Below are 25,616 nucleotides of genomic sequence, written 5' to 3'. Positions count from 1 at the left end.
GTGGACGAGAAGGCCACGGTGCGGATCTCGCGGTTCCTGTCGATGGTGCTGCGGCACCGGCCGGAGGCGGTCGGCATCACGCTCGACGAGGGCGGCTGGGTGGACGTGGACGTGCTGATCGCCGCGTGCGCCGCCGCCGGCCGCCGCTTCTCGCGGGCGGACCTGGACCACGTGGTGGCGACCAACAACAAGCGGCGGTTCGCCTACTCCTCCGACGGCCGGCGGATCAGGGCCAGCCAGGGCCACTCGGTCGAGGTGGACCTGGGCCTGACCCCCGCCGCGCCGCCCGACGTGCTGTACCACGGCACGGCCTCGGGCACCCTGGCGGCGATCCTGCGCGAGGGGCTGCGCCCCATGGACCGGCAGGACGTGCACCTGTCGGCGGACCGGGAGACGGCCGTGCGGGTGGGGGCGCGGCACGGCCGTCCGGTGGTGCTGGAGGTGGACGCGGCGGGCCTGGCCGCCGCGGGCCACACCTTCCGGGTGAGCGCCAACGGGGTGTGGCTGACCGATCGCGTGCCGCCCGAGCGGCTGCGGGTGCTGCCGCCGCGGTAGGTCGGGCCCAGGGCAGTTCAGGGCAGTTCAGGGCAGTTCAGGGCAGTTCAGGGCAGTTCACGCCCGCGTCGCCGGCCGCCTCCTGCTCTTGTAGGCCCGCCAGACAGCGTCGCCCAGGGCGACCAGCACGATCGCGCCGATCAGTTGCAGGACGTGCCGGGTCCAGTCGAAGCCCCTGGTGTCGCGGACGCCGAGCCAGCCGGACACGCCGTTGCCGAGCGCGCTGCCGCCCATGCCGGCCAGCACCGTGAGCCACAGCGGGAGTGCCTGCTTGCCGGGCAGGATCGCCTTCGCGATCAGGCCGAGGACCAGGCCGACGACGATCGCCCACAACCACCCCATGTCGCTCGCCTCCTCCGGGCCGGGCGGCCGGGGCCCGGCGATGGTCCCGCCAGTCTGCGGCCGTCCGGGCTACCCCGCACTCCGGAGGTGGCCGGATGGCGGCCCCCACCCTGCTGCGCGGGCGCGGCGCGGCGTAACGTAAGAAGTGCCGGGCCGGATGCTGTGACCGGCGATCAGCAGGGTCCGGCGATTCGAGCAGGCGGTGGGCGGGATGCACAAGCAGGACGGACCGGAGGTCTTCAGGATCACCGGCGCACGTACCGGCCTCACCGAGGACGTCAAGGCACGGCAGCGCCGCTACATCATCTCCATGTCGATCAGGACCGTCTCGGTCATCCTGACCGTGGTCCTGTGGAACGTCGAACGGCCGCTCGCCTGGGCGACGCTCGTCCTGGGGCTGCTGCTGCCCTATGTGGCGGTGGTCTACGCCAACGCCGGACGTGAGAACCAGCCGCCGGCGATGCCGACCGTGGTGATCCCGCCGCCGGTGCGCGCGGCACTCGAAGCCTCCCGGGTGGAGACGTCGTCCGAGCGCGCCGGCGCCGACGAGGCACGGAACGACGCGGCGGAGTCCGGAATGACGGACGCCGGCTGGGCGGAGACCGCTCCGTCGGACGCGGGGTGGGCGGGGACCGGGGCCCCCGAAGCGGAACGACGGTCGGCGGAACACCCCGAGGCCGAACGCTCTGCGTGACCGCTCGATCACCCCTGGACTGGACCTCTGGCGGCGGACGGGAACCTCAAGAAAAGCTCAGATCAATCATGGAGATACCTCTCCACGGCAGGCTGAGCGCGTGACATACTGCGTATCGCGCTCCGCATCCCCCGTCGGAGCGACGGACCGACGCCGGGCGGCTCCCCCCGTGGCTGCCCGGCGTCGCCATGTCTGCCGGGCGTTGTTTACTGGGCGTCGTGAACGACGAGACGCCGATCTGCTCGGCCAAGAACTGCCGCGCCGCCGCGGTCTGGGTGCTGGCCTGGAACAACCCGAAGCTGCACACGCCGGACCGGCGCAAGACCTGGCTCGCATGCGACGAGCACCGTGAGCACCTGTCGTCCTTCCTGGGAATGCGCGGTTTCCTCAAGGACGTGGTGACGCTGGAGCAGTGGCAGGAGTCGGCAGGGCGGGACACCGCGGGCGGCCGGGACGCGTCCGCGGGTCAGGACGCCCCCTCGGGCGAGGACGGGTCAGCCGCCGATCGCTGACATCGGCCGCTCGGGCTGCAGGAAGGCCGGGTCGTCCAGCCCGGAACCGGCCTTCTTCCCCCACATCGCCGCCTTCCACAGCTCGGCGATCTCCGCGTCGTCCGCGCCCGAGCGCAGCGGCCCGCGCAGGTCGGACTCCTCGCGGGCGAACAGGCAGTTGCGCACCTGACCGTCGGCGGTGAGCCGGGTCCGGTCGCAGGCGCGGCAGAACGGCCGGGTGACCGAGCCGATCACCCCGACCCTTGCCGGGCCGCCGTCGACCACCCAGCGTTCGGCGGGTGCGGACCCGCGCGCCGACCGGCCCTCGGGCTGCAGGTCGAAGCGCGGCTGCAGGGCGGTGAGGATCTCCTCCGCGGTGACCATGTCGCTGCGCTCCCAGCCGTGCTGGGCGTCCAGCGGCATCTGCTCGATGAACCGGAGCTCGTAGGAGTGGTCCAGGGCCCACTGGAGGAGGTCGGGTGCCTCGTCGTCGTTGATCCCGCGCATCAGCACGGTGTTGACCTTGATCGGGTCGAGCCCGGCGGCGCGGGCCGCCTCCAGGCCGGCGATCACGTCGTGGTGCCGGTTGCGGCGGGTCAGGGTGTGGAAGACCTCCGGCCGCAGGGTGTCCAGGGAGACGTTGACCCGGTCCAGGCCCGCCTTGCCCAGGGCCTCGGCGGTCCTGCGCAGCGCGATGCCGTTGGTGGTGAGGGAGATCTTGGGCCGCGGCTCCAGGGCCGCGCACCGCTCGACGATGCCGACCAGCCCGGGCCGCAGCAGCGGCTCCCCGCCGGTGAACCGCACGTCCTTGACGCCCAGGTCGGTGACGGCGATCCGCACCATGCGGACGATCTCGTCGTCGGTGAGCAGATCGGGCTTGGCCAGCCACTGCAGGCCCTCTTCCGGCATGCAGTAGGTGCAGCGCAGATTGCACCGGTCGGTCAGGGAGACCCGCAGGTCGGTCGCCACACGGCCGTAGGTGTCGATGAGCACGGTCCCGCCTCCCTCCGGGCGCTGGTCGCGCCGCTCAACTCTCCCCTGCCCCCAGCGTAAGACCGGGCACCGTCATTCCGGCCGCCCGGGGGCGCCGGGCGCTCGCCGCAGCGTACGCGATGGGGGCCGTTCTGCAACAGTTTGTTGAAGCAGGACGCCGGTCGAGGCCTTCCCATACGGCTCACCGAGGGTGCCTCCATGCGCGGCCGGTCGTTGAACCGGGCACCCTGCCCGCGCCCGCCCGATCGAGGTCCCATCGTGACCGCCACGCCGCCTCCGCCCCCGCCGCCCGCCGCTCCCCCGCCGTCCGAGCCGCCGCGCAGGCCGGACCGCAGGCCGTTCGGGAGCGTGGCCCTGCCGCACGCCGTGGCGGCGCCCCCGCCGCCGCGTCCGCCGGCGGCACGGGTGGCGCGGCCGGCGCGGTGGACCGACGGCAGGGTGGTGCTGCCGCTGCTCAGCGTCTCCGCGCTGCGCGCCGCCCGCCGGGACCGCTGAACAGGCTCCCGTCCCACCGGATCACGTTCAACCTGCTCCCGTCCCACAGGAAAAGCGCCCCCGCCGCGGGACCGCCGGACCGGAAGCCCCCGGACCGCCCGCCGTCTCAGGGCTTGACCAGCACCTTGAGCGCGGTGCGCTCGTCCATCGCGCGGTAGCCGTCCGGCACCCCGTCCAGGCCGACCGCCAGGTCGAACACCGGGGCCGGGTCGGTGCTGCCGTCGAGCACGCCGGGCAGCAGTTCCTCGATGTAGGAGCGGACCGGCGCGACGCCGCCGCGCAGCGCGATGTTGCGGTCGAACATGTCGCCGAGGTCCAGCCCGGTGCCGCTGCCGTGCGGCACGCCGACGTAGCCGATCGCGCCGCCGTCGCGGGTGATGCCGACGGCCGTGCGCATCGACTGCTCGGTGCCGACCGCCTCGATGACGGCGTGCGCGCCCTGACCGCCGGTCAGTTCGCGGACCGCGGCCACCGCTTCCTCGCCGCGGGCGGCGACCACGTCGGTCGCGCCGAACGTCCTGGCGATGTCGGTGCGCGCACGGTGGCGGCCCAGCGCGATGATCCGCTCGGCGCCGAGGCGGCGGGCGGCCAGCACCCCGCACAGGCCCACCGCGCCGTCGCCGACGACGGCCACCGTGCTGCCGGGCCGCACCCCGGCGCCGATCGCCGCGTGGTGGCCGGTGCCGAACACGTCCGACAGCGCGAGCAGTCCGGTCAGCAGGTGGTCGTCGGAGAGCGCCTCGGCGGGCAGCCTGACCAGCGTGGCGTCCGCGTACGGCACGCGCACCGCCTCGCCCTGGCCGCCGTCGGACTGCCCCTGGTCCCCGATCGAGCCCCAGAAGCCGCCGTTGACGCAGGAGGTGGTCAGGCCGTCGGCGCAGTAGGCGCACGTGCCGTCGGACCAGACGAAGGGGGCGACGACCAGGTCGCCGGGCCGCAGCCCGGTCACCTCCGCGCCGGTCTCCTCCACGACGCCCAGGAACTCGTGGCCGATCCGCTGGCCCGGCTTGCGCGCCGACTCCCCGCGGTACGCCCACAGGTCGCTGCCGCAGATGCAGGCCCTGACCACCCGCACCACAGCGTCGCCCGGCTGCCTGACCGCCGGGTCCGGCACCTCCTCCACGCGGATGTCGTGCGGGGCCTGGATGACGGTGGCGCGCATGGGGGGTTACTCCGTGGTCAGAGGGTGGGTGCGCGGCCGATCGGCCGCGCCTTCCCACCGTACGCGCCGGCCGGCGGCGCCGCGCGTCCCGGTACCGCCTGCACGGCGCGGACCAGGCAGAACTGCGCCGCCGCGTAGGTGAGCATGATCCACAGATCGTGGCCGGGCGGCCGCGGCCAGTCCGCCAGTCCTGCCGCGATGAGCCCGTCGGAGAGCAGGAACAGCAGCCCGCCGGCCGCTCCGGTCCTGCCCAGCCCGAAGGCCCCCGCGGCCATGGCGGCGAGCAGCAGGCTGTAGCAGGCCACCGGCACCCGCATCCCCGCGTCGAGGCCGGACCACAGCGCGGCGACGAGGGCCGCCCAGACCACCGCGTAGCCGGCGCACCGCAGGCGGACGCGGGCGCCACGGAAGGCGCCGCGGAAGGCGAACAGCCGCAGGTAGCAGACGTGTCCGGCGGCGAAGCAGCCCATGCCGAGCAGGAACGCCGCCGTCCCGCCGATCTCCAGCAGCACGTCGCCGGCCCAGCCGCAGGCCAGCGCCCCGACCAGCAGCCGCGGCCCGCCGCGGGCGGCGGCGCAGGCGGCGAGCGCGGGCATGAGCAGCGGCTTGGTGGCCAGCCGCAGCACGTCGGCACCCGCCCCGACGGCCACCAGGTGCAGCAGGACGAGGGCCAGGAACGCCCCGAGCGCCGCGCCGGCGCGCGTGCGGATCACGCGGCGGACTCCCGGGCCACGGACCCGCCGGAGCGCGCGGCGCCGTCCTGGCCGAGGGCAGCCGTACCGCCCTCGGCGGCAACTGCCGTACCGTCCGCGGCAGTCGGCGCGTCCCCGGCGGCGGCCGTACCGCCCGCGGCCGCGGCAGCCGCGGTCTCGGGGCGCCAGCCGGGCCCGAGCAGCAGGTGGCGCATCTTGTCCCGCCAGGCGTCCGCGGCGGCCACGTCGTGCGCGATGGCCGCGTACTCGTGGGTGGCCACCCGCAGCGGGTTGTACGTGGAGATGTTCTTGGTCAGGCCGTAGACGGGCCGCTCGGTCTCGGCGGTGAACGAGCCGAACAGGCGGTCCCAGACGATCAGGATCCCGCCGAAGTTGCGGTCCAGGTAGCTGCCCTGGGAGGCGTGGTGCACCCGGTGGTGGGAGGGCGTGTTGAGCACGAACTCCAGCGGGCGGGACAGCTTGTCGACGCGTTCGGTGTGGATCCAGAACTGGTAGACGAGGCTGACCGAGGAGCAGAAGGCCAGCGCCGCCGGGTGCACGCCGAGCGCGATCAGCGGCAGGTAGAAGGGCCACGAGGTCAGGCTCGTCCACGGCTGCCGCAGCGCCGTCGACAGGTTGAAGTTGCGGCTGGAGTGGTGCACCACGTGGCAGGCCCACAGGACCCGGATCACATGGTGGCCGCGGTGCGACCAGTAGTAGAAGAAGTCCTGCGCGAGCAGCATCAGCAGGATCGTCCACCAGTGCACCGGGACGCGCAGCGGCGTCAGCGCGTACAGCCCGGAGTAGATCGCCACGACGGGGACCTTCCACAGGGCGTCGGTGAACAGGCTGCCGAACCCCATCGACAGGCTGGTCGCCGTGTCCCTGCCGGTGTACCCCGCGGCGTCCTCGTCGGGGTGAAGGCGGTAGCTCACCATCTCCACGACGGTGAGCAGCACGAATGCGGGTATCGACCACAGCACGACATCGGGCAGTTGCGGCATGAGCGCACCATAGGCGCAGCTACGGGGCGCCCGCTAGACGTTGTTACCCACTGGTATTCCGAGGAGTCGATGATCGGCTGTCGGCAGCGGCCCCTATCCTCGATGACCATGCTGGACGAACAGACCGAGCCTCCCCCCGCCTTGAGCGGCGGGACCCCGAGGACCGACACCGCGCCCGCCCCGTGGCCGGCCGGGTACCCCGAGGGCTACGCGGTGGTCGACGTGGAGACCACCGGGCTCGCCCGGGACGACCGGATCGTCTCGGCCGCGGTCTACCGGCTCGACGCGCAGGGCGCCGTCCAGGACCACTGGTACTCGCCGGTGAACCCGGAGCGCGACCCGGGCCCGGTGTGGATCCACGGGCTGACGAGCGCGATGCTCGCCGACGCCCCGCTGTTCCCGGAGATCGCCGACGCGCTGGCCGAACGCCTCGCGGGCCGCGTGCTGGTGGCGCACAACGCGGTCTTCGACTGGTCGATGCTGGCCCGCGAGTACGCCCGCGCCCGGTCCGCGGCGCCGGTGGAGCACCGGCTGTGCACCATCGTGCTGTCCAAGGAGCTGCGGCTCCCGCTGGCCAACCACAAGCTGGAGTCGCTGGCCGCGCACTACGGCGTGGTGCAGCGCAGGGCGCACCACGCCCTGGACGACGCCCGGGTGCTGGCCGAGGCGTTCCGGCCCAGCCTGCACATGGCCGCCGCCGCCGAACTCCCGCTGCCGCTGCACGTGTGCCGCCCGCTCACCGAGTGGGTGGACGGCCCGGCGCCGCTGCCCGGCCCGCGCTACGGGCGGCTGGCCGGCTCCGGCTACGCCTCGGGCTGGCGCCCGGCCCGCAAGCGCCCGGTGTGCCCGTACCCCAACCCGGGCCGGCTCGCGCCCGGCGGGCCGCTGGTGCAGGGCATGCGGGTGGCGTTCACCGGGGACACCGGCACCGACCGCGAACTGCTGGAGGACCGCGCGACGGAGGCCGGCCTGCACGTGGCGTCCTCGGTGAGCCGGCTGACCAGCCTGCTGGTGACGAACGACCCGCAGTCGTCCACCACCAAGGCGGTGAAGGCCCGCCAGGTCGGCACCCCGGTGATAGACGAGCGGGAGTTCGCCGAACTGCTCAAGGCCGTCCAGCCCGCGACCGGCGTACACGGCTGAGGCGCCGCCGCGGTGCACGGCCGCGGCCGCCGCACGGCCGGTCGCGCACCGGGGGCACGGCCGTCGCCGGGCCCCGCGGACCGGCTATTCGGGTGGACCACGGGCGACGCGCCACGGCACGCGTTGCCCGGCGCCGCCGCGGATCGCAGCCTGTGCCTCATGGCGCGATGCGAGGTTTGCGGAAACGACTATGCGATGAGCTTCGAGGTGCACGCCCAGGGCGCGGTGCACGTCTTCGACTGCTTCGAGTGCGCGATCCACCGGATGGCGCCGATCTGCGAGCACTGCCGGGTGCAGATCGTCGGGCACGGCGTGGACGTCGACGGGCACTGGTACTGCAGCGGCCACTGCTCCAAGGCCGAGGGCCGCGGCGGGATCGTCGACCGCGTCGGCTCGGCTGCCGGCGCCTGACGGCCACCGGCCCCCGTACCGTCCTGACCGGTCCGGGGGCCGGTCAACAACCGGTCAGCAGGCCGGTCAGCGGCCGGTCGGCGAGCGTGGCGGCGGGCGTGGCGGCGGGCGCGTCGACGGGCGTGTCGACGGGCGTGTCGCCGGGCACGCCGGGCGCCCCTACCGGCCGCCGTCCCGTGGCCGAGTTGTACGGTCGTGGGGTGTACCGCTTCCTGTTGTCCCGCCAGTGGGCGATCCTCACCCTCCTCGGCCTGGTGATGATCCCCGCGATGATCAGGCTGGGATTCTGGCAGCTGCACCGCCATGAGCAACGGGTGGCGAACAACAAGATCATCGCGGCCGCGCTGAAGGCCGCGCCGGTTCCGCTGGAGGCGGCGACCCGTCCCGGCTTCACGGTCCCGCACGAGGACCTGTACAAGGCGGTCACCGCGCACGGCCGCTTCGACACCGCGCACGAGGTCGTGGCCCGGCACCGCACCGCGGGCAACGGCGGCGGCGAGCGGGCCGGCGGCCAGCAGATCGGCTACCACGTCATCACCCCGTTCGTCCTGGACGACGGCAGCGCGGTGCTGGTCAACCGCGGCTGGATCGCCGGCGGAGACGACCCGACGGCGTTCCCGTCGATCCCGGCCCCGCCGGCCGGCGACGTGACCGTCCAGGGCCGGCTGCGCCCCGACGAGACCACCTCGGCCACCGGGATCCGCGACACCCACGGCCTGCCGCGCCGTCAGATCATGCTGATCAGCAGCACGAAGGTCGCCGGCGCCGTGCCCGAGCAACTGGTCGGCGGCTACCTGGAGATGGTCTCGGTCGCGCCGGCGGCCGGGCACGCCCAGCCCGCGCTCGTCCCCGAGCCCGACCACAGCAGCATCGGCCCGCACATGGCCTACGCGATCCAGTGGTGGCTGTTCGCGGCGATGGTGCCGGTCGGCTGGGTGGTGCTGCTGCGGCGCGAGCGCGCGGAGGTCCTCGGCAGGCGGACGAAGGCCGCGGAGGAGGCGTCCGGGCGCGGCCCGGACGGCGACGCGGGGGACGGCGGGGGACGCCCGGCCGGGGGAAGCGCTACGGTCGCGGTCTGACCCCGGGATCACCCGCACCCGCGGGTTCAGGCGACACGAGAGGCGGCGAGGCGGAACGTGCCAGGACGTATCGAGGACTACGCGCTGATCGGCGATCTGCAGACCGCCGCGCTGGTCGGCAAGGACGGCAGCATCGACTGGCTGTGCCTGCCGCGGTTCGACTCCGCGTCGGTCTTCGCCGCCCTGCTCGGCGACCGCGGCAACGGCAGGTGGCGGCTGGCCCCCGCGGGGAAGGACGTGACGGAGTGCGCGAGCCGCGCCTACCGCGGCGACACCCTCGTCCTCGACACCGTCTGGGAGACCCCGTCCGGCAGCGTCAAGGTCACCGACTTCATGCCGCAGCGCGACCGGTTGCCGGACGTGATCCGCGTCGTCGAGGGCCTGTCGGGCGAGGTCGCGATGCGCAGCGAGCTGGCGCTGCGGTTCGACTACGGCAGCGTGGTGCCGTGGGTGCGGCGCACCGACCACCACCGGGTGGCGATCGCCGGGCCCGACTCGGTGTGGCTGCGCAGCGAGCCGCCGGTGCCGATGTACGGGCGCGACATGCGCACCTACACCGACGTCACGGTCGGCGCCGGAGAGCGGATCGCGTTCGTGCTCACCTGGCACCCCTCGCACGAGAAGCTGCCGCGGCGCGTCGACCCGTACGAGGCGCTGGAGCAGAGCCTGGCCGACTGGCAGGAGTGGTCGGGGCGGTTCAGCTACGACGGCCCGTGGCGGGACGCGGTGCTGCGGTCGCTGATCACCCTCAAGGCCCTCACGTACGCGCCCAGCGGCGGTATCGCGGCGGCCGCGACGACCTCGCTGCCCGAGGAGATCGGCGGCGTCCGCAACTGGGACTACCGCTACTGCTGGCTGCGGGACGCCGCGCTGACCCTCAACGCGCTGATCTCCTGCGGCTTCCTCGACGAGGCGCACGCCTGGCGGGACTGGCTGCTGCGCGCGGTGGCCGGCGACCCCGCGGACCTGCAGATCATGTACGGCATCGCCGGGGAGCGCCGGCTGCCCGAGTACGAGGTGCCGTGGCTGCGCGGCTACGAGGGCTCGGCCCCGGTCCGCGTCGGCAACGCCGCGGCCGGGCAGCTGCAACTCGACGTGTACGGCGAGGTGCTCGACTCGCTGTTCCTGGCCCGCGACCGCGGGCTGAAGGACGAGCCGCACGCCTGGAACCTGCAACGCGCCCTGATGGACTTCCTGGAGACCAAGTGGCGTGAACCCGACGAGGGTTTGTGGGAGGTGCGCGGCCCGCGCCGGCACTTCGTCCACTCCAAGGTGATGGCCTGGGTCGCGGCGGACCGCGCGGTGCGCACGCTGGAGGCGGTACCGCACCTGCGCGGCGACCTCGCCCGCTGGCGCTCGATGCGGGCGCAGGTGCACGCGGAGGTCTGCGAGAAGGGCTACGACGCCACCCGCAACACCTTCACCCAGTACTACGGTTCAGCCGAGCTGGACGCCGCGACGCTGCTCATCCCCCAGGTCGGCTTCCTGCCGCTGACCGACCGCCGGGTGCGCGGCACGGTGGAGGCGGTGCGGCGGGAGCTGGACAACGGCGGATTCGTGCGGCGCTACAGCCCCGACACCGGTGGTGTCGACGGGCTGCCGGGCAGTGAAGGGGCCTTCCTGGCCTGCTCGTTCTGGCTCGCCGACGCCCTGCACGGGATCGGCCTGCAGGACGAGGCGGGCGAGCTGTTCGAGAAACTGCTGGGCCTGCGCAACGACGTGGGGCTGCTCTCCGAGGAATGGGACCCGGCGGCCGGCCGGCAGTTGGGGAACTTTCCCCAGGCCTTCAGCCACATCGGCCTGGTCAACACCGCACTGACGCTGTCGGGCCGGCAGCAGGGAAGGGGCTGAGCGATGGACCTCGGACTTCGGGACCGGGTGTACGTGGTGACGGGCGCGGGCCGCGGGCTGGGGCTCGCCGCGGCCCGCACGCTCGTCGACGAGGGCGCGCGGGTGGTGCTGTCCGCCCGCGACCAGGCGGGACTCGACAAGGTGGCCGCCGAACTCGGCGGCTCCGAGCGGGCGTTGGGCCTGGCCGCGGACAACGCCGACCCCGGCACCGCCGGCCGGCTGCTGACCGCCGCCCAGGAGGCGTACGGCCGGCTCGACGGCGTGCTGATCAGCGTGGGCGGCCCGCCCGCGGGCCCGGCGGGGAGCATCACCGACGAGCAGTGGCAGTCCGCGTTCGAGACGGTGTTCCTCGGGGCGGTGCGGCTCGCCCGGGCCGCCGCCGGGGCGCTGGGCGAGGGCGGCGTGATCGGCTTCGTGCTGTCAGGGTCGGTGTACGAGCCGATCCCCGGGCTCGCGGTGTCCAACGGGCTGCGGCCCGGGCTGGCCGGGTTCGCCAAGACCCTGGCCGACGAGCTGGGGCCGCGCGGCATCCGCGTCGTGGGCCTGCTGCCGGCGCGCATCGACACCGACCGGGTGCGGGAGCTCGACGCGCTCGGCGGCGACCCGCAGTCCGTCCGGGCGCGGCACGAGGCGTCGATCCCGCTGCGCCGGTACGGCTCCCCGGAGGAGTTCGGCCGGGCCGCGGCGTTCCTGATGTCCCCGGCCGCGTCCTATCTGACCGGGCTGATGCTGCCGGTCGACGGCGGGTCGCGCCGCAGCCTGTGAGCCGCGCTCGCCGCGGCTGACGGCACACGGGAGTCCGGTGAGCCCGTTCCCGCGGGGCGCAGGTGCGCCCGCCCGGGAACGGGGTCAGCTGACGCGGCTGGCGCGGTGCCGGACGGCGCGCAGCCGGGCCTCCGCGGGCAGCGCCTCCAGGCCCGTCGAGGTGCGGGCGTTGGCCAGCACCGAGGTGTCCAGGCCGGTCAGGACGTCGACCGGGGTGGCGTGCGGGGCGAGCCCGAGGACCAGCCGGGCCCGTGGTGCGCCGCGGCGGCGCAGGAGCGCGGTGCCGGCCCACTCCACGCCCTCGTAGGCCTCGCTCTCGGCGGCCAGCACGTTCTCCAGCGCCCGGCCGCGGATCTGCACGCTCCGGCCGTCGCCGCTGCCGATCCGCAGCTGCCGCAGCCGGCGGGTGCGGGCCTGGGCGAGCAGCCACCACAGGCCCCCCAGGAACAGCACGCCCAGAACGGCGATCACCGTCGGCCACCACCAGCCGTGGGACCGGTACTTGGTGCGGTCGTGCTCGCTGAGCAGCACGTCCTTGGGGCCCTTGAAGGGCCAGCTGGAGGGCATGGTGAAGTTCCAGTGGCGCTGCAGGTCGAGGCTGCCGATCAGCACGGCGACGCCGAGGGCCAGCAGCACCAGGCCGATCAGGCCCAGCAGGATCCGGTTGACCTTGGTGCGCATCGCCGCCTCACGCCCCCTTCTCGGCTCGCTGCAGATGCACCGTCAGACGCGGCGGGCGGGCCAGGCCGAGCTGCCGCACCGCCTCCTCCACGGCCCCGGTCAGATCCGTGCGGACCTCCTCGAGGTCGCGGAAGTGCGCGGTGGCGCGGACCCTGATACGCCGCCGGCCGACCACCGCGCGGGCCCAGCGGATGCCGGAGACCTCCATCGCCCGGTCCCGCAGCACGAGTTCGGCCGCGTGCCGGTCGAGCCCGGCCCGCACCGAGTCCGGGGTGCGCCGGGCCATCGGCAGCACCGAGCGCTCGCCGGGCGTGAGCGCGAGCACGATCAGCCACAGTCCCAGGGCCGCCGACACGCTCGCGCCGAGGATGATCCAGACGTTGTCCAGGTGCCGGGTGGCCAGTTCGTCGGCGAGTTTCTTCCGCCAGTACATGGCCTTGCGGCCGGCCCGCACCGTGGCGACGTCGTACAGGAACAGGCCGCTGAGGGCGAACACGGCGGCCGCGGTCAGCGCGGACGGGATGCGCCGCGAGGACCAGAAGCGCCGGGCCTTGACGGCGCCCGGCTCGCCCGGCTCGGGAATGTGGCGCACGGCGCCGTGCACCGGTTCGGCCGTTCCGGTGGCGACGCCGGCGGGCAGCCGGAGGGTCGGCTCGGGCTCCTCGGGGGCCGGGCCGGCGCCGGGCGTGCCGTCGCTCACTGCACCCTCCCCTCCCCCTTGCGCCGGGCCGCGGCCGAGTGCAGCCGCTCGACCTCGACGGCCACCTCGGGCACCTCCATGCCCGTCAGGGCCTCGACCCTGCTGGTGACATGACGGCGCACCAGGCCGCACACCGAGCCGATGTCCGCGGGGTAGCCGAGCTCCAGGGTGAGGCGCAGCCGCGCCGCGTTCCTCGGGCCCTTGCGTACGGACACCGAGGCGTGCGGCTCGGCCTCCTTGGGCACCAGTTCGGCGCCGGGGGCGCCGGACAGCACTTCACCGGCCGCGTGCGCGGCGATCTTCGCGATCACCCGGTCGGCGATCCGCAGGCTGCCGCGATCGGCGGCCGGCAGCTGGGCGGGGACGAGCGCCCCCATCAACGCCGCCGGTCGCGGTCACGGTCGCGCGTCCGGAAGAAGTCTCCCGGCTCGATGTCCCCGTCGAGGAACTTGCCCACCACGAACCCGACCACGCCGAGCGCCGCGACCAGCAGAAAGGCCCCGAACCCGCCGAAGTATCCGGCGAATCCGAGTGCCATGCCCGCGGCCAGGCCGATCACCGCCATGCTCATCCCGCGCTCTCCGTCCCCTCAGTCCACCGGCAGCGTCTGCAGTGTCCCGGACCGCGCACCCTTACTGCACCCTCTGTTCGCGCTCGTCCTCGTCCTCTTCGTCGGGCAGCTTCACGTCGCCGACGGCGACGTTGACCTCGACGACCTCAAGGCCGGTCATCCGCTCCACCGCGGCGATCACGTTCTCCCGCACCGCGCGGGCCACGTCCACGATCGACACGCCGTAGTCCACGACGATGTCCAGGTCGAGCGCGGTCTGCACCTCGCCCACCTCGGCCTTGACGCCGCGGCTGACGGAGCGTCCGCCGCCGGGCACGCGGTCGCGGACCGCGCCGAAGGTGCGGGACAGGCCGGTGCCCATGGCGTGCACGCCGACCACGTCCCGTGCGGCCAGACCGGCGATCTTCTCCACGACGCCGTCGGCGATGGTGGTCCGGCCGCGGGTCGCCGGATCGCCCAGCGCCTTGCGTGCGGTGCTGCCGGCGTTTCCCTTCTCCAGCGTCCTGCCCTCGCCCGGGTATCCGGAGCCCTCCGGCTCGGACCTTCCCTGTGCGCTGTCGGTCATCGCGAGTCGTCCCTTCTCCTGGGCTGCTCCGTGCACCACACTAAGTGCGCATGCCCGTGTCTGCCCGGGTGATGCGGCCAGAGGGTACCGCCGGCCCCCCGATCGAGTGGTCGGCCAACGGAAGGCGGCACGTGGCCATGGACCGGTTCGGCACCGCGGTTCGCGCGCAGGTCGCCCTGGGCAGGCTGCTCCCTCTGGGCGGCCCTGACGACCCGTTGTGGATCACCGAGAGCGCGGCGGTGCGGGTGCTGCGCCAGGCGGGTGCCCGGCAGGGGACGCGCCTGGGGCGGGTCCGCATCCGGCTCGCGGAGTCGCTGGACCCGCACGGGGAAGAACCGCCGGCGGGGCCGCTTTCTCAGCCCGCTGACGGGGACACGGGCGGGCCGTCCGGCGTAGTGCCGCACCGCCTGCCGGACGAGCCGGGCGACCGGCCGTCAGGCGTAGCGCAGGACCGTCGGCCTGACGATCCGTCGGACGGCACGGCCGACTGGGTGACCGGCCGGGTGACGGACCGCGCGACCGCCGGGGACCGGGGTGTGCCGGACGCCGCGCCGCTGGGCGCGCTGCCGCACGGGCCGCTGCGGATCGAGGCCGACGTCGAGGTCACCGCCGACGAGCCGCTGCCGCTGGTGGCCGAGCGGCTGCGGGACGCGCTGTGGGCGCAGGCACAGGACCGGCTCGGGGTGGTCGTCGAGGCCGTCGACCTGCGCATCACCGGGATCCTGGAGGGGCCGCCGGACGACCCGGAACCGCACGAGGACGGCGACCCGGCCGAGCCGGAGCCGGCGATCGGCGAGGGTCCGGCCGGATCGGTGGCCGCCGCGGTGCGGGCCGTGCCCGGCGTGCGGGCGCTGACCCAGCGGCTGGCCGGCTCCGGGCCCGGCGTGCGGGTCGCCGACCCCGAGGCGCTGCCCGGCAGCCGCCGCGTCCAGGTGCAGATCGCCGTCGCCCCCGGCCACCCGCCGGTGGGCGTCGCCCGGGCGGCGGCCGCCGCGGCGACGGCGGCCGCGACCCCGGGCGCACCGGCCCCGGTGTCGACCGCCGTCGTGGTCACCGACGTCCACGGAGACTGAGCCCGCCGGACGCCCGCGCGAGGTGCCGCGGCCGCACTCCCGCCGCCGGGCCCTGGCACGGCCTGCCCGCGCCCCGGCGCCCTGCGTCCCCCCGCCGGTCGTGCGCGGCGGCGGAAGGCAGGGTGGCCGGAGGCCGGAGGCGGGAGGTCAGTCGTCGAGGCCCGCGAGGTCGCGGAAGCGGCGGCCCTGCGCGGCGCGTTCGGCGGCGTACTGGGCGGTGGCGTCCAGCGTGGCGGCCGAACGCAGCAGCGCCTTGGTCTCGTTGACGGCGTTGCGGGGCGGGGCCAGCAGCGCGGCGGTCAGGTCGGCGACGGCCGCGTCGAGTTCGCCGGCGGGCACCACGAGGTTGGCCAGACCGGTGCGCTCGGCCTCGGCGGCGTGCACGAACCGGCCGGTGACGCAGATCTCCAGGGCGCGCGCGTAGCCGACGAGGCCGACCAGCGGCTGGGTGCCGGTCAGGTCGGGGACCAGGCCCAGGCTCGTCTCGCGCATGGCGAGCTGCACGTCGTCCGCGCACACCCGCAGGTCGCACGCGAGGGCGAGCTGGAAGCCGGCGCCGATCGCATGGCCCTGGACGGCGGCCACCGTGATCAGATCGGTGCGCCGCCACCAGGTGAACGCCTCCTGGTACTCGGCGATGGTCGCGTCGCGGTCCGCCTCGGGACCGCGCGCGAGGTCGAGGAACGACGGCTCGCCGTCGAAGCCCTCGGGCGTGAACGCCTGCCGGTCGAGGCCGGCCGAGAACGACACGCCCTCGCCGCGCAGCACCACGACCCGTACCTGCCCCGGCAGCAGCCGGCCCGCCTCGGCCAGCGCCCGCCACAGGGCGGGGCCCTGCGCGTTGCGCTTGGCCGGATTGCACAGGGTCACCGTTGCGACGGCGTCATCCAGCGTGACCCGGACGCCGTCGCGTTCGAGCAGAGTGGGGATTTCGGTGTGGGTTTCGGGCATCGGGCACCTCCGAGCGCGCCACGGACATGATTACCGAAGGGTAACCACCCGTGGGGCTCGCCCGTGGCCCGGGTCAGGCCGCCGTGGCCTTCTTGCCCCGCGTGGCTCCGCCGCGCCCGCGCAGGGTCACGCCGGACTCGCTGAGCATGCGGTGCACGAAGCCGTACGAGCGGCCGGTCTCCTCGGCCAGTGCCCGAATGCTCGCACCGGAGTCGTACTTCTTCTTCAGGTCTGCCGCGAGCTTCTCGCGCGCCGGGCCGGTCACCCGGCTGCCCTTCTTCAGAGTCTCGGCCACCCGTGCCTCCTCCAGGGAAGTGCGCTATGGAACTCTCATGATCACCCCTAACCGCCCTCCTGGCCACCCATTCGACAAGGTCCATCACGGGACATTCGCAACGTGAATGCCGAGATAGGGCCCGCAGAACGCGCGGGACGGGCAATTCCCGCGCCGCATTTTCCGGCCGCGGAACAGCCGCGCGGGAATACCGGCAGGTCAGCAGCGGTCGGTCAGGTGTATGCCGAGGTGACGCCCCTGATCACGACCGCGCTGGCACACGACGGGCCGGGTGCGGCGCAGGTACGAGCCCGACTCACGCAGATGAAGGATCATCGATGGGCCGAATGATCCACTCCACATGATCACCGGCCCGGCGGACGGGCACCGGGAGGTCAGGCGAGCGCCACCAGGTCCGCGTACTCCTGGCCCCACAGGTCCTCGACGCCGTCCGGCAGCAGGATGATCCGCTCCGGCTGGAGCGCCTCCACCGCGCCCTCGTCGTGGGTCACCAGCACGACCGCGCCGGTGAAGGTGTGCAGGGCGCCGAGGATCTCCGCGCGGCTGGCCGGGTCGAGGTTGTTGGTGGGCTCGTCGAGCAGCAGCACGTTGGCGCTGGAGACCACCAGCGAGGCGAGCGCGAGCCGGGTCTTCTCGCCGCCTGAGAGCACGCCGGCGGGCTTGTCGACGTCGTCGCCGGAGAACAGGAACGAGCCGAGGATCTTGCGGATCTCCGCCAGGTCGGTGTCCGGCGCGGAGGAGCGCATGTTCTCCAGGACCGTGCGGTCCGGGTCGAGCGTCTCGTGCTCCTGCGCGTAGTAGCCGAGCTTGAGGCCGTGGCCCGGGGTCACCTCGCCGGTGTCGGGCGTCTCCACGCCCGCCAGCAGCCGCAGCAGCGTGGTCTTGCCGGCGCCGTTGAGGCCGAGGATGACCACCCGCGAGCCGCGGTCGATGGCCAGGTCGACGTCGGTGAAGATCTCCAGCGAGCCGTAGGACTTCGACAGCCCGGCGGCCATCAGCGGGGTCTTGCCGCAGGGCGCCGGATCCGGGAAGCGGAGCTTGGCCACCTTGTCGGACTGCCGGACCTCCTCCAGGCCGGCCAGCAGCTTCTCCGCGCGGCGGGCCATGTTCTGCGCGGCGACCGTCTTGGTCGCCTTGGCCCGCATCTTGTCGGCCTGGGTGTTGAGCGCGGCGGCCTTCTTCTCGGCGTTGGCGCGCTCGCGCTTGCGGCGCTTCTCGTCGGCCTCGCGCTGCTGCTGGTACAGCTTCCAGCCCATGTTGTAGACGTCGATCTGGGACCGGTTGGCGTCGAGGTAGAAGACCTTGTTGACGACCGTCTCGATCAGGTTCACGTCGTGGGAGATGACGATGAACCCGCCGCGGTAGGTCCTGAGGTAGTCGCGCAGCCAGATGATCGAGTCGGCGTCCAGGTGGTTGGTCGGCTCGTCGAGCAGCAGCGTGTCGGCGTCGGAGAACAGGATCCGCGCGAGTTCCACCCGGCGCCGCTGGCCGCCGGAGAGGGTGTGCAGCGGCTGGCCGAGGATGCGGTCGGGCAGGCCGAGCGCGGCGGCGATGGTGGCGGCCTCGGCCTCGGCGGCGTAACCGCCCTTGGTGAGGAATTCCGTTTCCAGGCGCGCGTATTTCTTCATCGCGTTGTCGCGGGTGGCGCCCTTTCCGTTCGCCATCCGCTCCTCGTTCTCCCGCATTTTGCGCAGCACGGTGTCGAGGTCGCGCGCGGACAGGATCCGGTCGCGGGCGAGGGTGTCGAGGTCGCCGGTGCGCGGGTCCTGCGGGAGGTAGCCGACCTCGCCGGAACTGGTGACGGCGCCGGAGGCGGGCTGGCCCTCGCCGGCCAGCACCTTGGTGAGGGTGGTCTTGCCGGCGCCGTTGCGGCCGACCAGGCCGATGCGGTCGCCCTTGGCGACGCGGAACGAGGTGGACTCGATGAGGATGCGGGCGCCGGCGCGCAGTTCGAGGCCGGTGGCAGTGATCACGGGAAGAGCTCCAGGGCGGTACGGACGACGGTCAGCGGGCGATGAGGTCGTACGCCGCGGCTAATCGAGGAGGAAAACTGCCATGCGGCCAGTCTACTGGGGGCGGTCGAACGGTTTGCCCGGCCTGCACGGGCACATGTGGGGCAGATCACACATACTCGACAGACGGGGGCACCGACAGCCGAGAGGATGACCGTCCATGGCCGAGCCGCTCACCGTCTACCCGGGGCTGCGCTACCGCGACGCGCGGGCCGCCGTCTCGCTGCTGAAGGATGCGTTCGGCTTCACCGAGGTGGCCCGGTACGAGAACGAGGACGGCACCGTCGCGCACGCCGAACTGGCCTACGGCAACGGCATGGTGATGCTCGCCTCAACGCGCGAGGAGCCCGACACCCCGTACGGCCGGGCCAGGTCGCAACTCGGGCCGGCCTCGCTGTACGTGGTGGTCAAGGACGTGGACGCGCACCACGACCGGGCGGTGGCGAACGGCGTGGTGGTGCTGATGCCGCTGACCGACCAAGACTACGGCTCACGCGAGTACGCGGTGCGCGACCCCGAGGGGAACCTGTGGACCTTCGGCACCTACGTCCCCGAAGCGCCCGCGCGCTGACCCCCGGACACCTGCGACCCCGTCTCCCCGACCCCGTCGTCGTGCTCGTCCCCGTGGTCCCCGTCCCCGTGGTCCCCGTCCCCGTGGTCCCGCTCGTCCGCCGTCCCCGTCCGTCGACGGGTCACGCCTCGCCGGTGTGCACCTGGAACGCCGCCCGGCGCATCTGCTTGGCCAGCGCCGGGTCGGGGTGGGCCGCGGCGAGCGCAACGAGCACCTGCACGGTGCGCGGGTGACCGACGCCACGGACCTCCTCGAGCAGGCCGCGCACCGACCCCTGCACGGCGCTCTCCAGATGGCTGACCAGGAGCTGGCCCTCACCGTGGTCGGCGACCGCGGCGGCGGTGTCGACCCACAGCCAGGTGGCCTCCTCGCGGGTGAGCAGCTCGGTCGCGGCGTCCGGGTCGCCGCCGTCGAGTTCGGCCAGCCACAGCACGGCGTAGGGCCGCAGGCCCGGCTCGTCGACGACCGCGCGGACCGCGGGCTCGGCCGCGTCGCCGACCACCCGCAGCGCCTCGAAGGCCAGCCCGCGCAGCAGCGCGTCGTCCCCGCGGGCGGTCTCCAGCAGTTCGGCGACCGCGGGCCCGACGGGGCGGGCCGCCAGCCAGGCGCGGTACTCGGCGCGGGCGGGGCCGGGCGACAGGCCCGCGCAGGCGCGCAGCATGGTCGCGGCGGACTGCTCCATGTGCCCTTCGGGGCCCTGGGCGGCGACGCAGATCTGCTCCAGCTTGACCCACACCGCCCAGCTGCCCAGCGCGCTCAGCGCAACCTCGTCGGGGCGCTGCGGGTCGCGGGGGCGCAGCGCGCCGACCCGCGCGGCGGCGTCCAGGGTCCAGTCGAGCAGGGCGGGCAGCGGGTCGCTCATGCCCTCGGCGGGCGGCTCGTGCCGCTCGGTGCGCAGTTCGGCGACGCGCTGGCGGAGCAGGTCGAGCAGGACGTCGATCGGCACCGGTCCGTTGGACAGGTGCAGCAGGGACATCAACTGCGGTGCGGCCTCGACGACTTCGGCGACCAGTGCCGGGTCGGGGCCGGTGGCCCTGCCGGGCAGGAAGGGGTGGGCGAGCGACCAGGCGTCGAAGAGGGCGACCCAGCCGCGCAGCACCGCGGTGTCGTCGTCGTCCCAGGCGCGCAGCCGCCAGCCGGGGCGGGCGGTGCCGCCGTGCAGTTCGATGAGGCCGGTGAGCCTGGCGCGGTCCCAGGAGGCGCGGATCTGACCGGGGCTCAGGCCGAGGTCCTCGGCGGCCCGGTGGACCGTGGGGTCGGGCAGTATCCCGGTCAGGGCAGCGGTGCCGCGGCCGCCGCCGGCCCAGCGGGCGAGCCGTGCGGCGAGGGCGAGTTCGGTCCGTGCCAGGTGGGCGAGTTCGGGCACCGAGGGCGTGCCCTCAGGGGGGCGCGGAGGTCGCGACCTGCGCGTCGTGGCGGCCCTGCGGGCCGCGGTCAGCGGCCGGCGGGGGACAAGGCGGAGCGGCGTGTCTCGCGGGCTACGGGACGTCACCGCATCAGTCTCTCCGCTGAGCGCCCAGAATCCCAAACGGAGGCTCCTGGCACAGGGGTGGGCGCTCACATGAGCGGGGTCAAGAAGCGCCGCAGGGTCTCCTCGTAGTCGGCCGGGTCGGCGTTCCACATGGCCGTGTGCGGGGCTCCCGGCACGGTGTGCAGGGTGACGAGGTCCGGCCGGCGCTCGGCCAGCCGACGCGAGGCGGCGTAGGGGGCGAAGTGGTCGTCGGGGCCGTGCGCGATCAGCGTGGGCACGGTGAGCCGGTCGGGTTCCAGGGCCTCGGTGTGGCGGGCGGCGTGCAGCCCGGTCCTGCCCTCGGTGGCGCGCTCGGCCAGCGGGGTCAGCAGGGCGGGCAGCCCGCGGGTGCGGACCGCGGCGCGCACGGTGGACCGCCAGTCCAGCACCGGGGAGTCCAGGACCAGGCCGGCGATGCTGCCGCGCACCGAGGACTGCGACAGCACCCGCAGCGCCATGGTCGCGCCGGTGGACCAGCCGTAGAGCACCAGCCGCTGGGCGCCCTCGGCGACGGCGTGGCGCATCGCGGCGTCCAGGTCGCTCCATTCCGTGTCGCCGAGGTGCCCGATGCCGTCCGGGGACGGGGGCGCGTCGGGGTCGTTGCGGTAGGACGGCACCAGCACGGGGAAGCGGAAGCGGTGCAGGGCGGGCAGCACCGTCAGGGTCTGCGCGCGGGTGGCGCCGACGCCGTGTACGCAGATCACCCAGGTGCGGCGGACGCCGGGCAGGAACCAGGCCGGCATCGGGCCCAGCTCGCCGGCGATCTCCACGTCGGCGTAGTCCAGTCCGCGGGCGCCGCGCGGGTCTCCCTCGTACGCCTGCGGGGTCATCCGCACGAAGGCGCCGGGGCCGAGGGTGCCCCGGTCGACGCCGAGCAGCCTGCGGGTGACGGAGTAGTCGTCCTGGGCGGCGACCGGTCCGACGGTGGCGTGCAGGCTGTGGCCGGCCAGTCCGTAGACGCCGGGGCGGGCCGAGGCGGTGGTGCGGGTGAGCACCACCCGGCCGTCCTCGACGGCGTGCACGGTGATCAGGCCCTCGGGGGCCGGCCCGGCGACCGAGGGCTTCAGGGCGAACGCGGACCCGTACCGGCCGGCCGCCAGTACGGCCGTTCCGGCACCCACCGCTGCGGTGGCCGCGAGGACCATCCGGTTTCGAAGGCGCATCAGCACCAGTGTGGGCGGCCTGCCCGGTGCGTGCCACGGGACCGGGCGCGGCCGGGTGATCCGGGGCCGCCGGCAGGGCCGCCGGACGGCCCCGGCGGCCGCGGTCAGGCCGGCGGGACGTACTGCCCGTAGCCCTTGTACTTCTCCGCGACCCGGCTCATGTCCCCGCGGGAGAGGGTGTGCGGCGCGGCGTCGGTGACGGACCTGGCGAGCAGCCAGACCCGGCACATCCACTCCAGCTGCTGGGTGCGGTCGTACGCCTCGTCGAGGGTGTCGCCGTGGGCGAGGGTGCCGTGGTTGCGCATCAGGCAGGCGGTACGGCCGTCGCGCAGCGCCTTGAGGACCTCGCGGGCCAGTTCCTCGCTGCCGTACAGCTCGTACCCGGCGCAGAGGATCTGGCCGCCGAGGGCCGCGGCCATGTAGTGGATGTTGGGCAGCTTGCTCACCAGTGACGAGGCCGCGGTCGCGTGCGGCGCGTGGGTGTGGACGATCGCGCGCGCCGGGGTGGCGCGGTAGACCGCCAGATGGGTGGGCAGTTCGCTGGTGGGCCGCAGAGTGCCGCGGACCTGCTCCCCGCTCGCCAGGTCGACCGCGACGGCGTCGTCCTCGCCGAGCCGGTCGTAGGGCACTCCGGTGGGTGTGACGAGGACCAGGTCCCCCACCCGCGCCGAGACGTTGCCGGAGGTGCCCACGACGAGGCCGTCCGCCACCGTCCTGCGCGCCGTGGCCACCACTTCCGACCAGGCGTTCTGCACTGCGTCACGCACGTCGAGTCCTTTGCTGGGTGCTTACACGTTGTACGTTGCCGTGCCGGTCGGGGGCGGGTTAGCGTCCCGCACACCGACCACGGCGCACACGGATTGCAGGGGCATTATGACCACCGTCAACGGCGGGATCTCGTTCTGGTACGCGGGCACCGGCATCCCGGAGCCCCGCGAGCCGCTGCCCGGCGACACCGACGCCGACGTGGTGATCGTCGGCGGCGGCTACACCGGGCTGTGGACCGCGTACTACCTGAAGCGGGCGGCCCCGTTCCTGCGGATCACCGTGCTGGAGTCGCGGTTCTGCGGCTACGGCGCGTCCGGGCGCAACGGCGGCTGGCTCTACAACGGCATCGCCGGGCGCGACCGGTACGCCAGGCTGCACGGCCGCGACGCGGCGGTGGCGCTCCAGCGGGCGATGAACGCCACCGTCGCCGAGGTGGTCGCGGTCGCCGGGCAGGAGGGCATCGACGCCGACATCCACCAGGGCGGCGTGCTCGAAGTGGCGTACACCCCGGCCCAGTTGGCCCGGCTGAAGGCGTACCACGAAGCGGAGCTGGCGTTCGGCGAGACCGACCGGGTGCTGCTGGGCGCGGCCGAGTCGGCGCGGCGGGTGCGGGTGGCGGGCACGGTCGGCGGCACCTGGACCCCGCACGGCGCGCGGGTGCATCCGGCCAAGCTGGTGCAGGGCCTGGCGGCGGCCGTCGAGCGGCTGGGGGTCACCGTGCACGAGTCGACCCCGGTGACCGAGATCCGGCCGAAGCACGCGGTGACGCCGTACGGCACCGTCCGGGCCCCGTACGTGCTGCGCTGCACGGAGGGGTTCACCGCGTCCCTGAGGGGGCAGCGGCGGACCTGGCTGCCGATGAACTCCTCGATGATCGCCACCGAGCCGCTGCCGCCCGAGGTGTGGGCGACGATCGGCTGGGACGGCGCGGAGACCCTCGGCGACATGGCGCACGCCTACATGTACGCGCAGCGCACCGCGGACGGCCGGATCGCGCTGGGCGGGCGCGGCGCGCCGTACCGCTTCGGCTCCCGGACCGACAACGACGGGCGGACCTCGCCGGCGACCGTGGCTGCGCTGCGGGAGATCCTGGTCCGCTTCTTCCCGGCGACCGCCGGGGTGGCGATCGACCACGCGTGGTCGGGGGTGCTGGGAGTGCCGCGGGACTGGTGCGCGACCGTCCAGCTGGACCGCAGCACGGGCCTGGGCTGGGCCGGCGGCTACGTCGGCAGCGGCGTGGCCACCTCCAACCTGGCGGCGCGCACCCTGCGCGACCTGGTGCGACTGGACTCCGGGCAGGGGCAGCGGACGGAGCTGACGGAGCTGCCGTGGGTGGGCCACCGGGTGCGGCGATGGGAGCCGGAACCGCTGCGCTGGGCGGGGGTGCACGGCATGTACGCGGCGTACCGGGCGGCCGACGGGCGGGAGCGGGCCGGGCGCAGCGCCCGCACCGACGTGGTGGCCCGCTACGCCGACCGGTTGTCCGGGAGACACTGACGATTCGAAGGGGATTCACGCGGATTTAACGATGGCACCGCGAGTCCGCTCCCAGTTCACCTTCCGTTCACCATCACTTCGTACGGTCGGCTCGCCACTGCCCGCTCGAACGAATACCTGGGGCCATGGAACACATCACGCTCCTGATCGGAATCGTGATCGCGACCGCGCTCGTGTTCGACTTCACGAACGGTTTCCACGACACCGCCAACGCGATGGCCACCACCATCTCGACCGGCGCGCTCAAGCCCAAGACGGCGGTGGCCATGTCCGCCGTACTCAACCTCGTCGGCGCCTTCCTGTCGGTGGCCGTCGCCAAGACCATCTCCGGCGGCATCATCGACGAGTCCGCCGGCATCAAGCCCGAAGTGATCTTCGCCGGCCTGGTCGGCGCCATCCTGTGGAACCTGATCACCTGGCTCGCCGGGCTGCCCTCCAGTTCCTCGCACGCGCTGTTCGGCGGCCTGATCGGCGCGGTGCTGGTCGCGGCCGGCACCCACGGCATCCACGGCGAGGCCGTGGTGATGAAGGTCCTGATCCCCGCCGCGGCCGCCCCGTTCGTGGCCGGCCTGGCGTCCACGCTCGCCACCCGGGTCACCTACCGGCTGGGCCGCGGCGCCGACCCGGAGGCCACGTCGCGCGGCTACCGGGCCGGCCAGATCGCCTCCGCGGGCCTGGTCTCGCTCGCCCACGGCACCAGCGACGGGCAGAAGACGATGGGTGTGATCACCCTCACCCTGATCACCGGCAACGCCCTCGCGCCGAACTCCGACCCGCCGCTGTGGGTCATCGTCTGCGCCGGCGCCGCGATGGCGCTGGGCACCTACCTCGGCGGCTGGCGGATCATCCGCACCATGGGCCGCGGGCTGACCGACATCCAGCCGCAGCAGGGCTTCGCCGCGCAGACCGGCGCGGCGGCCACCATCCTCGCCTCCTCCCACCTGGGCTTCGCGCTGTCCACCACGCAGGTCTGCTCCGGTGCCGTGATGGGCGCGGGCATGGGCCGCAGCGGCGCGGTGGTGCGCTGGAGCACCGCCGGCCGGATGGTCGCCGCCTGGGTGCTGACCCTGCCGGCGGCCGGCCTGGTCGCGGCCGGCGCCGCGCTGCTGGCCGAGCAGGGCAGCTGGGGCGTCGCCGCGGTCGCGGTGATCGCGCTCGCCGCCTGCGCCGCGATCCGCACCGCCGCGCGCCGCAAGCCGATCACCCACGCCAACGTCAACGACCCGCAGCCGTCCGCGGCCGGCGAGCCCCAGGGTGCGGTGACCGCCGCGATCGCCGCGGTCACCCCGCCGCCGCCGGCCTCCGCCACCGGCACGGCCGCCTGAAGCCCCGAGCACACCCCGCGAAGGACATCCCATGACCATCGACTGGCACGCCCTGCTCTCGGTCTTCGCCGTCACCCTGCTGTCCACCGTCGGCCTGGTCGGCGTCTTCACCCTCGGCATCGTCGGGCTCACCCGGCGCGGGGGCGGCACGGCCGCGCTCAGCCGCACCGGCGCCTACCTGTGCTTCGCCGCCTGCGCGGCGGCCGTCGCATGGGGCATCACACTGATCGTCCAGAAGTGACCTGCGCCGTGGCCGT

Annotated in this window: 31 protein-coding genes; 15 read left to right on the top strand and 16 right to left on the bottom strand. The window is 74.2% G+C overall.

Going from position 1 to position 25,616, the window contains the following annotated elements; translation table 11 throughout:
• A complete protein-coding gene (locus ACH4TG_RS03765) occupies nt 1-555 on the top strand; it encodes an RNA 2'-phosphotransferase (RefSeq protein ID WP_398240379.1) in 555 nt (184 codons plus the stop codon).
• A gap of 57 nt (nt 556-612) precedes the next feature.
• Here the strand turns inward: ACH4TG_RS03765 and ACH4TG_RS03760 are convergent, their stop codons facing one another.
• Nucleotides 613-897 carry a GlsB/YeaQ/YmgE family stress response membrane protein gene (locus ACH4TG_RS03760; protein ID WP_398240378.1) on the bottom strand — a complete coding sequence of 95 codons (285 nt, stop codon included), beginning with the start codon at nt 895-897 and terminating at the stop codon, nt 613-615.
• A gap of 211 nt (nt 898-1,108) precedes the next feature.
• Between ACH4TG_RS03760 and ACH4TG_RS03755 the strand changes: the two genes are divergently transcribed.
• Both ACH4TG_RS03755 and ACH4TG_RS03750 read left to right on the top strand, forming a co-directional pair.
• Nucleotides 1,109-1,591, top strand: a complete 483-nt coding sequence (locus tag ACH4TG_RS03755) for a DUF3099 domain-containing protein (RefSeq protein ID WP_398240376.1) — start codon at nt 1,109-1,111, stop codon at nt 1,589-1,591.
• A 188-nt stretch (nt 1,592-1,779) separates the two neighbouring features.
• Nucleotides 1,780-2,103 (top strand): hypothetical protein, encoded by a 324-nt coding sequence (locus tag ACH4TG_RS03750; RefSeq protein WP_398240374.1) that lies wholly within the window; start codon nt 1,780-1,782, stop codon nt 2,101-2,103.
• Here ACH4TG_RS03750 and moaA read toward each other — a convergent pair.
• A complete protein-coding gene (gene moaA / locus ACH4TG_RS03745; protein ID WP_398240372.1) occupies nt 2,086-3,075 on the bottom strand; it encodes a GTP 3',8-cyclase MoaA in 990 nt (329 codons plus the stop codon). The two genes, ACH4TG_RS03750 and moaA, sit on opposite strands and share 18 nt — an antisense overlap.
• A gap of 258 nt (nt 3,076-3,333) precedes the next feature.
• On the opposite strand from moaA, the gene ACH4TG_RS03740 reads away from it, so the two are divergent.
• The gene (locus ACH4TG_RS03740; RefSeq protein ID WP_398240371.1) at nt 3,334-3,570 is read left to right on the top strand and encodes a hypothetical protein; all 237 of its coding nucleotides are present in this window, start codon (nt 3,334-3,336) and stop codon (nt 3,568-3,570) included.
• Nucleotides 3,571-3,676: 106 nt separating this feature from the next.
• On the opposite strand, the gene ACH4TG_RS03735 is transcribed toward ACH4TG_RS03740, so the two are convergent.
• From ACH4TG_RS03735 to ACH4TG_RS03725, 3 genes are read right to left on the bottom strand one after another with little or no spacing between them, the layout of a single operon-like run.
• Nucleotides 3,677-4,732, bottom strand: coding sequence for a zinc-dependent alcohol dehydrogenase family protein (locus ACH4TG_RS03735; RefSeq protein WP_398240369.1), 1,056 nt, complete (start codon nt 4,730-4,732; stop codon nt 3,677-3,679).
• Between the two features lie 17 nt (nt 4,733-4,749).
• Entirely contained in the window at nt 4,750-5,445 is a 696-nt protein-coding gene (locus ACH4TG_RS03730; protein WP_398240367.1) for a lysoplasmalogenase, read from the bottom strand.
• Complete coding sequence (locus ACH4TG_RS03725) at nt 5,442-6,428, bottom strand: sterol desaturase family protein (protein WP_398240365.1); 987 nt, start codon at nt 6,426-6,428, stop codon at nt 5,442-5,444. Before ACH4TG_RS03725 ends, ACH4TG_RS03730 begins: the two co-directional genes overlap by 4 nt.
• A 108-nt stretch (nt 6,429-6,536) precedes the next feature.
• Between ACH4TG_RS03725 and ACH4TG_RS03720 the strand changes: the two genes are divergently transcribed.
• The 5 genes from ACH4TG_RS03720 to ACH4TG_RS03700 all read left to right on the top strand — a co-directional run bounded on the left by ACH4TG_RS03720 (nt 6,537) and on the right by ACH4TG_RS03700 (nt 11,677).
• The gene (locus ACH4TG_RS03720) at nt 6,537-7,571 is read left to right on the top strand and encodes a DEDDh family exonuclease (protein ID WP_398240363.1); all 1,035 of its coding nucleotides are present in this window, start codon (nt 6,537-6,539) and stop codon (nt 7,569-7,571) included.
• 159 nt (nt 7,572-7,730) lie between these two features.
• Nucleotides 7,731-7,982, top strand: a complete 252-nt coding sequence (locus ACH4TG_RS03715) for a hypothetical protein (protein ID WP_398240361.1) — start codon at nt 7,731-7,733, stop codon at nt 7,980-7,982.
• A 200-nt stretch (nt 7,983-8,182) separates the two neighbouring features.
• Nucleotides 8,183-9,061 carry an SURF1 family protein gene (locus ACH4TG_RS03710; protein WP_398240360.1) on the top strand — a complete coding sequence of 293 codons (879 nt, stop codon included), beginning with the start codon at nt 8,183-8,185 and terminating at the stop codon, nt 9,059-9,061.
• A 57-nt stretch (nt 9,062-9,118) separates the two neighbouring features.
• Nucleotides 9,119-10,912: a glycoside hydrolase family 15 protein gene (locus ACH4TG_RS03705; protein ID WP_398240358.1), complete on the top strand. Its 1,794-nt coding sequence runs from the start codon at nt 9,119-9,121 to the stop codon at nt 10,910-10,912.
• A 3-nt stretch (nt 10,913-10,915) separates the two neighbouring features.
• Entirely contained in the window at nt 10,916-11,677 is a 762-nt protein-coding gene (locus tag ACH4TG_RS03700; RefSeq protein ID WP_398240356.1) for an SDR family oxidoreductase, read from the top strand.
• 84 nt (nt 11,678-11,761) lie between these two features.
• Here the strand turns inward: ACH4TG_RS03700 and amaP are convergent, their stop codons facing one another.
• The 5 genes from amaP to ACH4TG_RS03675 all read right to left on the bottom strand — a co-directional run bounded on the left by amaP (nt 11,762) and on the right by ACH4TG_RS03675 (nt 14,194).
• Nucleotides 11,762-12,358 carry an alkaline shock response membrane anchor protein AmaP gene (gene amaP / locus ACH4TG_RS03695; protein WP_398240354.1) on the bottom strand — a complete coding sequence of 199 codons (597 nt, stop codon included), beginning with the start codon at nt 12,356-12,358 and terminating at the stop codon, nt 11,762-11,764.
• A 7-nt stretch (nt 12,359-12,365) separates the two neighbouring features.
• A complete protein-coding gene (locus tag ACH4TG_RS03690; RefSeq protein ID WP_398240352.1) occupies nt 12,366-13,058 on the bottom strand; it encodes a DUF6286 domain-containing protein in 693 nt (230 codons plus the stop codon).
• Nucleotides 13,055-13,435: an Asp23/Gls24 family envelope stress response protein gene (locus ACH4TG_RS03685; protein ID WP_398240350.1), complete on the bottom strand. Its 381-nt coding sequence runs from the start codon at nt 13,433-13,435 to the stop codon at nt 13,055-13,057. Before ACH4TG_RS03685 ends, ACH4TG_RS03690 begins: the two co-directional genes overlap by 4 nt.
• Nucleotides 13,435-13,629, bottom strand: coding sequence for a hypothetical protein (locus tag ACH4TG_RS03680; protein ID WP_398240348.1), 195 nt, complete (start codon nt 13,627-13,629; stop codon nt 13,435-13,437). The genes ACH4TG_RS03685 and ACH4TG_RS03680 overlap by 1 nt, the downstream gene beginning before the upstream one ends.
• Nucleotides 13,630-13,690: 61 nt before the next feature.
• Nucleotides 13,691-14,194, bottom strand: a complete 504-nt coding sequence (locus ACH4TG_RS03675) for an Asp23/Gls24 family envelope stress response protein (protein WP_398240346.1) — start codon at nt 14,192-14,194, stop codon at nt 13,691-13,693.
• A 50-nt stretch (nt 14,195-14,244) separates the two neighbouring features.
• On the opposite strand from ACH4TG_RS03675, the gene ACH4TG_RS03670 reads away from it, so the two are divergent.
• Nucleotides 14,245-15,267 carry a hypothetical protein gene (locus ACH4TG_RS03670; protein ID WP_398240344.1) on the top strand — a complete coding sequence of 341 codons (1,023 nt, stop codon included), beginning with the start codon at nt 14,245-14,247 and terminating at the stop codon, nt 15,265-15,267.
• Between the two features lie 147 nt (nt 15,268-15,414).
• Here the strand turns inward: ACH4TG_RS03670 and ACH4TG_RS03665 are convergent, their stop codons facing one another.
• Both ACH4TG_RS03665 and ACH4TG_RS03660 read right to left on the bottom strand, forming a co-directional pair.
• Nucleotides 15,415-16,218 carry an enoyl-CoA hydratase/isomerase family protein gene (locus ACH4TG_RS03665; RefSeq protein WP_398240342.1) on the bottom strand — a complete coding sequence of 268 codons (804 nt, stop codon included), beginning with the start codon at nt 16,216-16,218 and terminating at the stop codon, nt 15,415-15,417.
• Nucleotides 16,219-16,291: 73 nt separating this feature from the next.
• Nucleotides 16,292-16,513: a helix-turn-helix domain-containing protein gene (locus ACH4TG_RS03660; RefSeq protein ID WP_398240340.1), complete on the bottom strand. Its 222-nt coding sequence runs from the start codon at nt 16,511-16,513 to the stop codon at nt 16,292-16,294.
• Nucleotides 16,514-16,615: 102 nt separating this feature from the next.
• Here ACH4TG_RS03660 and ACH4TG_RS03655 point away from each other — a divergent pair, with 102 nt between their 5' ends.
• Nucleotides 16,616-16,843 (top strand): hypothetical protein, encoded by a 228-nt coding sequence (locus ACH4TG_RS03655; protein WP_398240338.1) that lies wholly within the window; start codon nt 16,616-16,618, stop codon nt 16,841-16,843.
• Between the two features lie 44 nt (nt 16,844-16,887).
• On the opposite strand, the gene ACH4TG_RS03650 is transcribed toward ACH4TG_RS03655, so the two are convergent.
• Nucleotides 16,888-18,486 (bottom strand): ABC-F family ATP-binding cassette domain-containing protein, encoded by a 1,599-nt coding sequence (locus tag ACH4TG_RS03650; RefSeq protein WP_398240336.1) that lies wholly within the window; start codon nt 18,484-18,486, stop codon nt 16,888-16,890.
• Nucleotides 18,487-18,685: 199 nt separating this feature from the next.
• Between ACH4TG_RS03650 and ACH4TG_RS03645 the strand changes: the two genes are divergently transcribed.
• The gene (locus tag ACH4TG_RS03645) at nt 18,686-19,096 is read left to right on the top strand and encodes a VOC family protein (protein ID WP_398240334.1); all 411 of its coding nucleotides are present in this window, start codon (nt 18,686-18,688) and stop codon (nt 19,094-19,096) included.
• A 121-nt stretch (nt 19,097-19,217) separates the two neighbouring features.
• Here the strand turns inward: ACH4TG_RS03645 and ACH4TG_RS03640 are convergent, their stop codons facing one another.
• The 3 genes from ACH4TG_RS03640 to ACH4TG_RS03630 form a co-directional block, all read right to left on the bottom strand.
• A complete protein-coding gene (locus tag ACH4TG_RS03640; RefSeq protein ID WP_398240332.1) occupies nt 19,218-20,588 on the bottom strand; it encodes a hypothetical protein in 1,371 nt (456 codons plus the stop codon).
• 65 nt (nt 20,589-20,653) lie between these two features.
• Nucleotides 20,654-21,769 (bottom strand): alpha/beta hydrolase, encoded by a 1,116-nt coding sequence (locus ACH4TG_RS03635; RefSeq protein ID WP_398240330.1) that lies wholly within the window; start codon nt 21,767-21,769, stop codon nt 20,654-20,656.
• 104 nt (nt 21,770-21,873) lie between these two features.
• Nucleotides 21,874-22,536, bottom strand: a complete 663-nt coding sequence (locus tag ACH4TG_RS03630; RefSeq protein ID WP_398240328.1) for a class II aldolase/adducin family protein — start codon at nt 22,534-22,536, stop codon at nt 21,874-21,876.
• Nucleotides 22,537-22,642: 106 nt separating this feature from the next.
• On the opposite strand from ACH4TG_RS03630, the gene ACH4TG_RS03625 reads away from it, so the two are divergent.
• From ACH4TG_RS03625 to ACH4TG_RS03615, 3 genes are all read left to right on the top strand, one after another.
• Nucleotides 22,643-24,034, top strand: coding sequence for an NAD(P)/FAD-dependent oxidoreductase (locus ACH4TG_RS03625; RefSeq protein ID WP_398240326.1), 1,392 nt, complete (start codon nt 22,643-22,645; stop codon nt 24,032-24,034).
• Nucleotides 24,035-24,159: 125 nt separating this feature from the next.
• A complete protein-coding gene (locus ACH4TG_RS03620; protein ID WP_398240324.1) occupies nt 24,160-25,359 on the top strand; it encodes an anion permease in 1,200 nt (399 codons plus the stop codon).
• Nucleotides 25,360-25,390: 31 nt separating this feature from the next.
• A complete protein-coding gene (locus ACH4TG_RS03615; protein WP_398240323.1) occupies nt 25,391-25,600 on the top strand; it encodes a hypothetical protein in 210 nt (69 codons plus the stop codon).
• Nucleotides 25,601-25,616 lie beyond the last annotated feature (16 nt).

The organism is Streptomyces sp. NPDC020917 (assembly GCF_044333795.1).
GTDB lineage: Bacteria > Actinomycetota > Actinomycetes > Streptomycetales > Streptomycetaceae > Actinacidiphila.
This window is presented reverse-complemented; position numbering and strand designations above follow the sequence as displayed.